The organism is Proteus sp. STS61-E, assembly GCF_040932335.1.
In the GTDB taxonomy this organism is placed as follows: domain Bacteria; phylum Pseudomonadota; class Gammaproteobacteria; order Enterobacterales; family Enterobacteriaceae; genus Proteus; species Proteus mirabilis_B.
Genome location: NZ_JBFQGE010000010.1, coordinates 17374 through 29803 on the forward strand (window position 1 = coordinate 17374; position 12430 = coordinate 29803).

The 12430-nt window shown below is 40.4% G+C and carries 13 protein-coding genes and 1 riboswitch; of the genes, 6 read left to right on the plus strand and 7 right to left on the minus strand.

Translation table 11 applies throughout. The features are described from left to right. The 5 genes from thiS to AB4J89_RS18625 form a co-directional block, all read right to left on the minus strand. Positions 1–201: a sulfur carrier protein ThiS gene (thiS, locus tag AB4J89_RS18605; protein ID WP_006534717.1), complete on the minus strand. Its 201-nt coding sequence runs from the start codon at positions 199–201 to the stop codon at positions 1–3. Further along, on the minus strand, positions 198–947 hold the full coding sequence (locus tag AB4J89_RS18610) for a HesA/MoeB/ThiF family protein (RefSeq protein WP_349474699.1): 750 nt from the start codon (positions 945–947) through the stop codon (positions 198–200). Before AB4J89_RS18610 ends, thiS begins: the two co-directional genes overlap by 4 nt. Next, complete coding sequence (gene thiE / locus AB4J89_RS18615; protein WP_368470284.1) at positions 941–1588, minus strand: thiamine phosphate synthase; 648 nt, start codon at positions 1586–1588, stop codon at positions 941–943. The genes AB4J89_RS18610 and thiE overlap by 7 nt, the downstream gene beginning before the upstream one ends. Next, complete coding sequence (thiC, locus tag AB4J89_RS18620) at positions 1572–3524, minus strand: phosphomethylpyrimidine synthase ThiC (protein WP_368470286.1); 1953 nt, start codon at positions 3522–3524, stop codon at positions 1572–1574. The genes thiE and thiC overlap by 17 nt, the downstream gene beginning before the upstream one ends. Positions 3525–3665: 141 nt before the next feature. Next, positions 3666–3788: riboswitch (TPP riboswitch) on the minus strand. Between the two features lie 44 nt (positions 3789–3832). Next, positions 3833–4489: an HAD family hydrolase gene (locus tag AB4J89_RS18625; RefSeq protein WP_368470296.1), complete on the minus strand. Its 657-nt coding sequence runs from the start codon at positions 4487–4489 to the stop codon at positions 3833–3835. 168 nt (positions 4490–4657) lie between these two features. Between AB4J89_RS18625 and nudC the strand changes: the two genes are divergently transcribed. From nudC to AB4J89_RS18655, 6 genes are all read left to right on the plus strand, one after another. Then, positions 4658–5443, plus strand: coding sequence for an NAD(+) diphosphatase (nudC, locus tag AB4J89_RS18630; protein ID WP_069368758.1), 786 nt, complete (start codon positions 4658–4660; stop codon positions 5441–5443). 88 nt (positions 5444–5531) lie between these two features. Next, positions 5532–6605, plus strand: coding sequence for a uroporphyrinogen decarboxylase (hemE, locus tag AB4J89_RS18635; protein WP_069368752.1), 1074 nt, complete (start codon positions 5532–5534; stop codon positions 6603–6605). Then, on the plus strand, positions 6598–7266 hold the full coding sequence (gene nfi, locus AB4J89_RS18640; protein ID WP_368470290.1) for a deoxyribonuclease V: 669 nt from the start codon (positions 6598–6600) through the stop codon (positions 7264–7266). The genes hemE and nfi overlap by 8 nt, the downstream gene beginning before the upstream one ends. A gap of 74 nt (positions 7267–7340) precedes the next feature. Then, positions 7341–7931, plus strand: coding sequence for a YjaG family protein (locus AB4J89_RS18645; RefSeq protein WP_368470292.1), 591 nt, complete (start codon positions 7341–7343; stop codon positions 7929–7931). Between the two features lie 190 nt (positions 7932–8121). Then, complete coding sequence (locus AB4J89_RS18650) at positions 8122–8394, plus strand: HU family DNA-binding protein (protein WP_004246922.1); 273 nt, start codon at positions 8122–8124, stop codon at positions 8392–8394. Between the two features lie 44 nt (positions 8395–8438). Then, positions 8439–9101, plus strand: coding sequence for a DUF1481 domain-containing protein (locus tag AB4J89_RS18655; protein WP_227718966.1), 663 nt, complete (start codon positions 8439–8441; stop codon positions 9099–9101). Between the two features lie 24 nt (positions 9102–9125). Here the strand turns inward: AB4J89_RS18655 and purD are convergent, their stop codons facing one another. Together purD and purH are read right to left on the minus strand one after the other, a co-directional pair. Next, on the minus strand, positions 9126–10415 hold the full coding sequence (purD, locus tag AB4J89_RS18660) for a phosphoribosylamine--glycine ligase (protein ID WP_088494401.1): 1290 nt from the start codon (positions 10413–10415) through the stop codon (positions 9126–9128). Between the two features lie 12 nt (positions 10416–10427). Further along, positions 10428–12017: a bifunctional phosphoribosylaminoimidazolecarboxamide formyltransferase/IMP cyclohydrolase gene (gene purH / locus AB4J89_RS18665; RefSeq protein ID WP_088494402.1), complete on the minus strand. Its 1590-nt coding sequence runs from the start codon at positions 12015–12017 to the stop codon at positions 10428–10430. Between the last annotated feature and the right edge of the window lie 413 nt (positions 12018–12430).

Sequence of the window (12430 nt, forward strand, 5' to 3'; positions counted from 1 at the left end):
TCAGCCACCTGCAATTGCTTGGAAGAGAAGAATAGTATCGCCATCATTAATAAAATGTGTTTCCCAATTTTCACGGGGAACGATGGTTTCATTGATAGCAAGTGCTACACCAATAGGTGGTTGCTCTAACTGAATAAGGAGCTGACAGATAGTGACAGGCATATCCAGAGAATATTGTTCGTCATTTACGGTAATGTTCATGCTACCCCTCGACAAACAGGACATGTTTTTGATGGTGTTAAACGCAAAGTACTCCAATTTTGTTTTCTACCATCGAAGAGGCGAAGTTTTCCACTTAGAGAACAGGGTAACCCTGAAAGTAATTTAATTGCTTCAAGTGCCTGAAGTGTGCCAATCACACCCACAACAGGACCTAGAATTCCGGCTGTTCTGCAATTTCGTTGTGGTTCAGCCTCATCTGGATAGAGGCAGTGATAGCAACCATGAGTGAAAGGAGGTTCAAATACCATAAGTTGGCCACTAAACCCTACGGCACTGCCACTGATAAGCGGAGTTTGCTGTGTAACACAAGCACGATTAATCGCTTGGCGTGTAAGCATGTTATCTGTGCAATCTAAGACTAAATCGACCTCTTTAACTAGTTTAGACAATGAGTCATCATCAATACGTTGTTTATAAGAGGTAATTTTTATCTCTGGATTTAATGCAAGCAGAGACTGCTTTGCGACCTCTGATTTTGCATCAGGAATATCTTGAGTTCGATAAAGAATTTGACGCTGTAGATTAGAAACATGCAATTCATCATCATCAACTAAAATAAGTTCACCAATACCTGCACCAGCAAGATAAAGTGATGCAGGAGAACCTAATCCACCAAGTCCAACGATCAGTACTCTTGCTTGTTGAAGCTTATTTTGACCCTCTAAGCCAATATCTTCTAACATCACTTGTCGGCTATAACGCATAAAATCATTATCATTTAGCATGATGGTTTTCCCTCCACTAATTCTAATAATTTACGAGTCACTTGTTCCCAATCTGGTGCTTTTGTTATTGCACTGACTAAGGCAACACTACCGACGCCGGTTGCAACAACATCAGGTACTCTCTCTAGTGAGATCCCACCAATAGCAACAGTTGGAAAATCAGGCGTCTGTTCTACTTGATGTTTGAGTGCCTCCAAACCTTGAGGTTTAGATGGCATATCTTTAGTTGTGGTTGGAAAGATATGCCCTAATGCGATGTAAGATGGATGTAATATTTTTGCTCTTTGTAATTCCGCTTCGTCGTGAGTGGAAATACCAAGGCGTAGCCCTGATTTTTTTATGGCATCAAGATCTGCAATATCGAGATCTTCTTGACCAAGATGAACACCATAGGCGCGATGTTTAATAGCCAGTTGCCAATAGTCATTAATAAACAGTCTTGCGTGATACTGTTTACCTAGTTCTATTGCTTCAATGATCTCTTGTTCAACATCGTCTGGTTGTTTATCTTTTATGCGTAATTGCAGGGTGGTAACGCCTGTTTTTAACAAGCGTTCGATCCATTCAACAGAATCAACAACAGGATAAAGCCCAAGCTTTTTTTCTGTTGATGCGAAAGGCGTGTTAGAGGATCTGTTCATTTTCAGTCACCTCAACACTGGCGATTTCTGCACTGTGGTATAACTCACTTCCATGCTCTTTAAAGGCCTGAGACATTTGTTCCATACCAGCCGCATAATCACGTACTTCTTGAGTTATTTTCATTGAGCAGAATTTAGGACCACACATTGAGCAGAAGTGAGCGACTTTACCTGATGCTTGAGGCAAGGTTTCATCGTGATATTGGCGTGCGGTTTCAGGATCAAGTGCTAAATTGAATTGATCTTCCCATCTAAACTCAAAACGAGCTTTTGACATTGCATTATCACGAATTTGAGCGCCGAGATGCCCTTTGGCTAAATCGGCAGCATGAGCCGCAATTTTATAAGTAATAAGACCTTGTTTTACATCTTCTTTATTAGGTAAGCCTAGATGTTCTTTAGGGGTAACATAACAGAGCATTGCACAACCAAACCAACCAATCATTGCAGCACCAATACCAGATGTGAAGTGATCGTAACCCGGTGCAATGTCCGTAGTGAGAGGACCTAATGTATAGAATGGTGCTTCATGACAATGCTCTAATTCTTCTGTCATATTGCGGCGGATCATCTGCATTGGAACATGACCAGGGCCTTCTATCATGACTTGAACATCATATTCCCATGCAATTTTTGTCAGTTCACCTAAGGTATGTAATTCAGAAAATTGTGCTTCATCGTTCGCATCTTGAATTGAACCTGGTCTTAGTCCGTCGCCTAGAGAAAGGGAAACATCATAAGCCGTACAAATTTCACAGATTTCACGGAAATGTTCGTAGAGGAAATTTTCTTTATGATGTGATAAACACCATTTTGCCATGATCGAACCGCCACGAGACACAATACCTGTTAGGCGTTTTGCTGTCATAGGTACATAACGTAACAACACGCCTGCATGAATAGTAAAGTAATCAACTCCTTGCTCTGCTTGTTCAAGCAAGGTATCTCGGAACATTTCCCAAGTGAGATCTTCAGCAATACCGTTAACTTTCTCGAGTGCTTGATAAATTGGAACTGTGCCGATAGGAACGGGGCTGTTACGAATGATCCACTCACGCGTTTCATGAATATAACGGCCTGTTGAGAGATCCATTACGGTATCCGCACCCCAGCGTGTAGACCAAATCAGCTTTTCAACTTCTTCTTCAATGGAGGAAGTTACAGAGGAGTTTCCGATATTGGCATTTACTTTCACTAAGAAATTTCGCCCAATAATCATTGGCTCTGATTCAGGGTGATTGATATTGGCAGGAATGATAGCTCGACCAGCAGCAACTTCTTGGCGTACAAATTCAGGGGTTATATTGTCAGGAAGATGCGCGCCAAAGCTGTATCCTGCATGCTGTTGACGTAAAACTTCGCTACGAATTCTCTCTCGTCCCATGTTCTCACGAATAGCAATAAACTCCATTTCAGGCGTAATAATGCCTTGGCGAGCATAATGTAATTGGGTCACACTTTTGCCATTTAGCGCTTTTTTAGGGCTTGGTTTTAAGGGAAAACGTAAATGTTCTAATCCTGCATCAGAAAGGCGCTGTTGGGTGAAATCCGAACTTAAAAGAGAAAGCGCTTCGGTATCATTGCGCTCATCAATCCATGGTTGGCGTATTTTTTTTAATCCAAGATTAACGTCGAGTTGAGAAGCCGGATCGCCATAAGGGCCTGATGTGTCATATACAGGTACAGGTTCATTATCTTCAAAAACAGGGGAATCTTTTGATCCTCCTACTAGCGTTTTATCAAGTTGGATCTCACGCATTGGGACTTGAATATCAGCACGTGATCCTTCGAGATAAATTCGGTTTGAATTTGGGAAACTGACACCTTGAATGGTGCTGATAAACTCTTGAGCTGCATCACGCTGCTCTTTTCGTGGGCGCAGTTTGTTGTTTGTTGGTGAAATATCTTTAACGGATATAGTTTGATTTTGGGACATAGCATTTCCTAATAAATATCATGCAGGCTAATTGCCTGTCGGGTGAATATTGAGAAAAATGCTTGTCTGGAGGTCGCAGGGAGTATCGACAGATAGGTGTATATAGGTGTGTAAAAAATATACGCAATGAAGCTATCAAAAGGTCGAATCACTCTTGTTCCCTTCGCGGGTATTAACCCGATCAGGTTCCGCGGATCCCGAATTAACGGTCTCAGCCTGTGTTTATAATAGCCTTATAAACACTAGGCACTCCGACAAGAAGATGTCCAGTATATGAAAGATTTTAAAAACTACAAGTCCGACATGGGTTATTTATTTAAATCCCAATGTTGTTGTTCCCATGCTTTTTCATCCGAAACTTGAGTTAATTTATTATCTGCATTAACCGCGATAACACGATCTGCTTGGTAACATAATGGGAGATCATTAGATGAATCAGTATAGAAATAAATATAAGCAATGTTAATGTTATTGGCTTCTTTCCATTGATTTAAACGCTCAACCTTTCCTTCTCGAAATGTAGGAACGCCTTCAATAAATCCGGTGTAATGATTATCCTTAATTTGCATATCAATACCCATTGAAACATCCACATTGAGTTGTCTTGCAATAGCATGAACTAAAAAGGACATTGTTGCTGAAATAATTATAACGGGAATATTTTGCTGCCGATATTGTGTAATTATTGATATTCCTTGTGGGTAAAGCAGATGCTGAATTTTTGTTTCAGTGAAGTCATTAACCCAATGATTTATTTTATCTATATCATGATGTTTAAAATATGCTAGATGTTGAAAAAGATATTGGTTTATATCCAGTTTTTCGGCGTAATAGTCTGCGATCATTTGTTCATCTAGTTTTAAAAAATGAGGGTCTGTGACTATTTTTTTATCCCACAAATAGTTTGTCCATAAGCGACTAGAATCGCCTGCTAAAAGTGTTTCATCTAGATCAAAAATAGCAATTTTATTTTTTTTTCATCTGTCATTCTAACGCTTCTTACTATTAATAAAATTTATATTTATATTTAAGAATGTTAATGAATTATAGAAGATAGTCATAATTCATTGAGTGGTTCTTACTAAAAAGAGTATCCTCTATTCTATATCATTATTTTGGATAGAATGGTCGTTATGCATTTATATACATTAACAGGATCAGAAAAGGGCTGGTGGACAGTCAGTCTTGGTGGACGAGTATGGCTACCCAAAGGCGAACTTCCATTTGGCTTAGCTAAAGATTGGGATCTCATTGGTCAGCACGCCAAAATTGTTGGTGAATGGCAAGGTGAAACAGTTTGGCTTATTCATGGAAAAATGGATAACGACATGTGTTCACCAAGGCTTATTGCTTCACAAGATGAAAACTTGTTTAAATTAGTCGGTCGAGGTGTTCAGCTGGCTGAGTTTTATCGTTCTCATCGTTTTTGTGGTTATTGTGGCTCTAAAATGCGTCATAGCGAGAGTGAATGGGCGTGTTTATGCGATAACTGTCATGAACGTTATTACCCACAAATTGCCCCTTGCATTATTGTAGGTATTCGCCATGAGGATAAAATCTTATTAGCCCATCATGTTAGGCATAAACATTCACCTCTTTATACTGTACTTGCTGGTTTTGTTGAGGTGGGTGAAACCTTAGAAGAAGCCGTAGCCCGTGAAGTGTTTGAAGAGAGTAATATTCGTATTCGTAATATTCGCTATGTATCCTCTCAGCCTTGGCCATTCCCTCATTCCTTAATGATGGGCTTTTTAGCTGACTATGATGGTGGTGAACTACGCCACGATCCTTCTGAATTAACGAGTGCAGGTTGGTATCGTTACGATCAATTACCGCAGATCCCACCGCCAGATACGATTGCTAGACGCTTGATAGAAGATACGATAGCCAATATTAGACAAGATAAAGAAAAGAACTAAATAAAGGCGCTGTCTGCCAACAGTTATTTTTCCAGCATGTTACAATGCATACTATTTTGCGGCCCTATTACTGTTAATGGAGTTAGTCATGAGTGAGTTGAAAAACGACCGCTATTTACGTGCGCTGTTGCGCCAACCTGTTGATGTCACCCCAGTTTGGATGATGCGTCAGGCAGGCAGATATCTTCCTGAATATAAGGAAACACGGGCACAGGCGGGGGATTTCATCTCATTGTGCAAGAATACAGAATTGGCTTGTGAAGTGACATTACAGCCTTTAAGACGCTTCCCTTTAGATGCTGCTATTTTATTTTCTGACATTTTAACTATTCCAGATGCAATGGGATTGGGTCTTTACTTTGAAACAGGTGAAGGTCCTCGTTTTAAATCACCAATAAATAGTATTGATGATATTAAAAAACTACCTATTCCTGATCCTGAAGATGAACTGGGATACGTGATGAATGCAGTACGTGCCATTCGTCATGCATTGCAAGGTAGTGTGCCATTAATTGGTTTTTCAGGAAGCCCTTGGACGTTAGCAACCTATATGGTTGAAGGTGGAAGTAGTAAGGCCTTCACAAAAATTAAAAAAATGATGTATTCAGAGCCTCAGGCACTACATCTATTACTGGATAAACTGGCAGATAGCGTTATTCTGTATCTGAATGCTCAAATTAAAGCGGGCGCGCAGTCTATCATGATCTTTGATACATGGGGCGGTGTGCTAACAGGCCGTGATTACCAACTCTTCTCATTACACTATATGCATAAGATTGTTGATGGTCTTATCCGTGAATATGATGGAAGAAAAGTACCAGTCACTTTATTTACCAAAGGTGGCGGTCGCTGGCTAGAAGCGATGGCTGCAACAGGTTGCGATGCATTAGGGCTCGATTGGACGATTGATATCGAAGATGCACGTCGTCGAGTAGGGGACAAAGTTGCGCTACAAGGCAATATGGACCCTTCTATGCTGTATGCACCACCTGCCAGAATAGAACAAGAAGTCGAAACTATTCTTGCTGGATTTGGTAAAGGTAATGGTCATGTCTTTAATCTTGGGCACGGTATTCATCAAGATGTTCCACCAGAACATGCTGGTGCATTTATTGATGCGGTTCACCGTTTATCGAAGCCTTATCATCAGGATAATGATTAATACCCAACAATTACGTCAGGAGCAGACAGAAAAAGCTCAACAGATTATTTTAACAGACCAATTTACAGCACCAACTTACATAGCAGGTGCTGATGTTGGTTTTGAAGAAGGTGGCGCAGTTACTCGCGCCGCCATCGTGATAATGCATTACCCTTCTTTTGAAATTTTTGAATATCAAATCGCGCGAATACCTACAACTCTTCCTTATATCCCCGGTTTACTTTCATTTAGAGAGTGCCCTGCGTTACTTGCTGCCTGGCAACTAATAAAACAAAAACCTTCTCTTATTTTTGTCGATGGGCAAGGTATTGCGCATCCTAGAAGGCTCGGTGTTGCAAGTCATTTTGGTTTATTAGTGGATACGCCTACTATCGGTGTGGCAAAAAGCCGTTTATGTGGCACAGATAAAGCTATCAATGAAGAGATAGGAAGTCATGAGCCGTTAATGGATAAGAATGAGCAAATAGGGTGGATTTATCGTAGTAAGAAAAAATGCAAACCCCTGTATATTTCTCCGGGTCATAAAGTGAGTATGGATGGCGCTTTGCAGTGGGTTGAGTTGTGTATGAAAGGATATCGATTGCCAGAACCCACGCGTTGGGCTGATGGTATTGCTTCAAATAGGCGATTATTTGAGCAGTTGAATAAGAATAAGCTCTAAATGACCGGGAAATATGTGGATATTTTTAATTTTCAGGTAAACTGCGCCTAAGTTAAGAAAATGAGTAATCACGAATGTTGAAGAACCCAATCCATTTACGTTTAGAAAAGCTAGAAGCTTGGCAACACCTGACGTTTATGGCATGCCTGTGTGAGAGAATGTACCCAAACTATCAGGTATTTTGTCGCGAAACAGGATTTACCGATCCAATGCTTTATCGCCGTATTCTCGATCTGGTTTGGGAAACTTTAACGGTGAAAGATGCAAAGGTTAATTTTGATTCTCAATTAGAGAAATTAGAAGAAGCTATTCCTGATGCATCTCGGTTTGAGATTTATGGTGTCTATCCAGCGATTGACGCCTGTGTTGCACTTAGTGAAATTGTTCACTCTCGTTTAAGCGGTGAATCATTAAGTCACGCTATTGAAGTGAGCAAATTATCAGTAGGGACAGTTGCTTCACTTGAAATGACACAAGCAGAAAGAGAAATGAGCGAAGAAGAGCTTAGATCTCTACCTGCTGTTATTGAAGAGTTCGATATTCAATGGGAAATTTACCGTCTACTTGTAGAATGTGAAGAAAGAGATGTCGAACTGATCAAGGGTCTACGTGCAGACCTTCGTGAAGCTGGAATGAGCAATATCGGTATAGAATTAACGCACTAAATCAGAAAAACGTGATTTAGTGCTTGAAAAGCGACGTTTAAAGACTTCACATCACCCCCGTGTATGTTCTACATTGGGTACGAAAAGAAGTGGCTCAGGTGTTTTACTTAATTTATCCTCTTAAAAAGATAAGTTAAGTTTTTTCACCAGATGTTTTTCAAACGATAAAACATACTTTAAGGACTATTTTATGAACAAAGCTGAATTAACCGAATCAGTTGCTGAAAAAGCGGATCTGACAAAAACTCAAGCAAAAGCTGCTATTGAAGCGTTTATCGATTCAGTAACAGGTGCTCTGAAAGAAGGCGATTCTGTACAGTTAGTTGGTTTCGGTACATTCAAGGTGAATCACCGTGCAGAGCGTACTGGTCGTAACCCTCAAACTGGTAAAGAAATTAAAATTGCAGCAGCTAACGTTCCTGCATTTACTGCCGGTAAAGCACTGAAAGACGCAGTAAAATAATTCCTTTGAACGGAATGAACAATAGAGGGGGATTTACTCCCCTTTTGTTGAAACGACAGGGGCTGTTAGCAATAGGATCTGCTTTTTTGCTCAGCGCCTGCTCCTCTACTGTGCAACTACCTGAATTTTCTGCAACAGGTTATATTGCAGATGAAGGTGTTGTCCGGCTATGGCGTTTAAATAATAAAGCGTCAGAACCTCAAGTGATCATGAGTGTTTATAGCTTTTATAAAAAGCCAGAAACTGTCATCACATTCTATGAGTATCGTCAAAATAAGCTTTGGCAAGTCCGCTCTGAAGTTATCAATCCAAATGATCCTTCCTCTTGGCACCTTCGTCTAAATAAACGAGGTGAAGTTATTTTCATGCAACAAGAAAGCCAGAAGCAAAAACGAGCATTGACAGAAGATGAGCGTTTAAGAATGGTGTTTGCTGCAAGTAAAGAGCGTGAAATCAGTGAAGCGCTTACTATTGGGAAAGTAAATTTAGTGCAGGGTGTCTGGTATCAAAATACGATGACAACATGTGCTGGTGAGAAAGTGAGTGTTTCATTTGAAGGTCCAGAACAACGCTGGTTAAAAACAAGAACACGTAATTCAAGTAAGCCTTCTTATGTTGCTTGGCTTGATTCTCCAGAAGGTAAGCAATTACTTATGGTTGCAGAACACGATTTTTGTAAATGGGAACCAACAAAAGAGAGCTTGTGATCACTCCCTTTTGCCGTTGTTAATTTATTTCTTTAAGCGTGCAATCGCTCGATAGCCGATATCATGGCGATAAAAACTACCATTCCAATGAATATCTTTCGCTAAAGCATAAGCATTTTTTTGAGCTTGCTCGATATCATCACCTAATGCAGTTGCACATAGTACTCGCCCGCCAGCAGTGATAACGTCGCCTTTGTTATTGAGTGTTGTTCCAGCTTGAAATACTTTTGCTGTTGTTGATGATGTTGGTGTTAAGCCTTCGATAACATCACCTTGACGATAATCCGCAGGGTAGCCGCCAGCTGCAATTACAATCCCTAAAGCTGGACGAGGGTCCCAAAGGGAATCCTTATCTTTTAAGTTACCCTTTGCTCCAGCTAAACACAGCTCAACTAAGTCAGATTGCATACGCATCATAATCGGTTGAGTTTCTGGATCACCAAAACGACAGTTAAACTCAATAACTTTAGCAACGCCTTGCTTATCAATCATCAATCCAGCATAAAGGAAACCTTGGTAACGATATCCTTCAGAAGCCATTCCCTTAACTGTTGGATAAATGATTTTTTCCATTACTTGCTGGTGGATTTCTGGTGTAACAACAGGTGCTGGTGAATATGCACCCATTCCTCCTGTGTTAGGTCCAGTATCTCCATCGCCAACACGTTTATGATCTTGGCTTGTAGCCATTGGAATAACGTGTTCACCATCAACCATCACAATAAAGCTAGCTTCTTCGCCATCAAGAAATTCTTCGATAACAATACGATGTCCTGCATCACCAAACACATTGCCAGCCAGCATATCTTTAATTGCAGCTTCAGCCTCAGCTTGAGTCATAGCAACAATAACGCCTTTACCTGCAGCTAAACCATCCGCTTTGATAACAATCGGCGCACCTACTTTATTAAGGTACTCAAGTGCAGGTGCTATTTCTGTGAAATTTTGATAATCCGCAGTTGGAATTTTATGACGAGCTAAAAAATCTTTTGTGAAGGCTTTAGAGCCTTCTAACTGCGCGGCTCCTTTTGTTGGACCAAAGATGGTCAGCCCAGCATCTTTAAATGCATCTACAACACCAATAACTAGTGGTGCTTCAGGCCCTACAATAGTTAAATCAATTTTATTTTCGAGAGCAAATGCGACTAATGCAGAAATATCTGTTGCACTGATAGCGACATTCTCAACACCACTTTCTAATGCAGTGCCAGCATTACCTGGGGCAACAAAAACGTGCGTTGCAAGCGGTGACTGAACCGCTTTCCAAGCTAAAGCATGTTCACGACCGCCATTACCAATAATCAGAATCTTCATATCAATACCTTATTAATGACGGAAGTGACGCATATTGGTGAAAATCATTGCGATGTTATGCTCATTTGCAGCTGCAATCACTTCATCATCACGAATTGAACCACCAGGTTGAATAACACAAGTCACGCCAGCAAGTGCTGCTGCATCAATACCGTCTCTAAATGGAAAGAATGCATCTGATGCCATTGCACAGCCTGCAACTTCTAAACCTTCATCAGCAGCTTTAATACCTGCAATTTTTGCAGAATACACACGACTCATTTGTCCTGCACCAATACCGACTGTCATATCATTTTTAGCGTAAACAATGGCATTTGATTTTACGAATTTGGCGACTTTCCAGCAGAAGAGTGCATCTTTAAGTTCACGTTCGCTTGGTTGACGTTGAGTGACCACTCTTAAGTTTTCTTCTTTTACCATACCCAAGTCACGATCTTGAACTAGCAGTCCACCATTAACACGTTTGAAGTCCAACGCTGGTTTGGTTTCTTGCCATTGACCACAAGCTAATACACGAACATTTGGTTTTGTTTCTAAAATTGGTAATGCATCTTCATTAATAGAAGGAGCAATGATCACTTCAACAAATTGACGCTCAATGATTGCACTTGCTGTTTTTGCATCTAATGGTCGATTGAATGCGATAATGCCACCAAATGCAGAGGTTGGATCAGTTTTAAATGCATTGTCATATGCTTGTGCGAGCGTGTTCGCAATTGCAACACCGCAAGGGTTTGCATGTTTCACAATAACACATGCGGGCTCGGAAAATGATTTCACACATTCTAATGCCGCATCAGTATCAGCTATATTGTTATAAGAAAGCGCTTTGCCTTGTAATTGGTTTGCAGTGGCAATAGATGCTTCTTCTATATTCTCTTCTATATAGAAAGCTGCTTGCTGGTGAGCATTTTCACCATAACGCATATCTTGTTTCTTTATATAGTTCAGATTTAAGGTACGAGGGAAAGTACCTGATGGTTGTGAAGTATCGCCATAATAAGGAGCAACCTTCTGACCAAAGTAGTTAGCAATCATTCCGTCGTAAGCAGCGGTGTGTTCAAAGGCTTTAATCGCCAAATCAAAACGTGTATCTAAAGTAAGGCTATTTTCGTGATTATCCATTTCTTCAATCACTCTTTCATAGTCATTACTATTTACTACAATCGTAACGTCTTTATGATTTTTTGCCGCGGAGCGAACCATCGTTGGTCCACCAATATCGATATTCTCTACCGCATCTGCTAATGAGCAATCTGGGCGAGCTACCGTTTTAGCGAAAGGATAAAGATTTACGACGACCATATCTATAGGACGAATTTCATGTTCTTCCATAATTGCATCGTCTTGTCCACGACGACCTAGGATACCCCCATGTACTTTAGGGTGCAGTGTTTTCACTCTGCCATCCATCATTTCTGGGAAACCTGTGTAATCGGAGACTTCAATAACCGGTAAGCCAGCTTCTGCTAATAGACGTGCGGTTCCACCTGTAGATAAGAGTTCTACTTTTCTTTCAACAAGTGCTTTAGCAAATTCTAAAATACCTGCTTTATCAGACACACTTAAAAGTGCACGGCGGATAGGACGAAGATGTTGCATGAGTTTTATCCCTTGGGGTTGGTATAACGGTAGTAATGGTGAAGTTAAATCACATTAATACAGTGAAATTGTGTTTGCTTAACTAACATTTCAGAAGATGGACACAAAATCAATCTTACTTAATCGACCGCTATGATAACGCAAACGTTTGCGTTTGACATGCTAATTTTATGTAAAAAGGTGCTCTGTGGATAAAATTGTTGATAAGTGCGTATAAGTAGGGGTTTTGCTGTGGAATTAAGCAAACGATTTTTTTTCTTAAAAAAACTATTGCCAGCCTCAGAAAACTCCCTATAATGCGTCCTCGTTGTCACGGCAAACCACGCTAAGTGAGTTAGCCGAGAGAACGAAGAAAAAAGTGAAAAGCCTTGAAAATAAACGCTTGACACTGAATGAGGAAGATGTAGAATGCA

Coding starts and splice junctions, on each gene's coding strand:
- AB4J89_RS18650 (WP_004246922.1), top strand. CDS start 8,122: ATGAACAAAGCTGAATTAACCGAATCAGTTGCTGAAAAAGCGGATCTG.
- AB4J89_RS18645 (WP_368470292.1), top strand. CDS start 7,341: ATGTTGAAGAACCCAATCCATTTACGTTTAGAAAAGCTAGAAGCTTGG.
- thiE (WP_368470284.1), bottom strand. CDS start 1,588: ATGAACAGATCCTCTAACACGCCTTTCGCATCAACAGAAAAAAAGCTT.
- hemE (WP_069368752.1), top strand. CDS start 5,532: ATGAGTGAGTTGAAAAACGACCGCTATTTACGTGCGCTGTTGCGCCAA.
- thiC (WP_368470286.1), bottom strand. CDS start 3,524: ATGTCCCAAAATCAAACTATATCCGTTAAAGATATTTCACCAACAAAC.
- AB4J89_RS18610 (WP_349474699.1), bottom strand. CDS start 947: ATGCTAAATGATAATGATTTTATGCGTTATAGCCGACAAGTGATGTTA.
- nfi (WP_368470290.1), top strand. CDS start 6,598: ATGATTAATACCCAACAATTACGTCAGGAGCAGACAGAAAAAGCTCAA.
- purH (WP_088494402.1), bottom strand. CDS start 12,017: ATGCAACATCTTCGTCCTATCCGCCGTGCACTTTTAAGTGTGTCTGAT.
- purD (WP_088494401.1), bottom strand. CDS start 10,415: ATGAAGATTCTGATTATTGGTAATGGCGGTCGTGAACATGCTTTAGCT.
- nudC (WP_069368758.1), top strand. CDS start 4,658: ATGCATTTATATACATTAACAGGATCAGAAAAGGGCTGGTGGACAGTC.
- thiS (WP_006534717.1), bottom strand. CDS start 201: ATGAACATTACCGTAAATGACGAACAATATTCTCTGGATATGCCTGTC.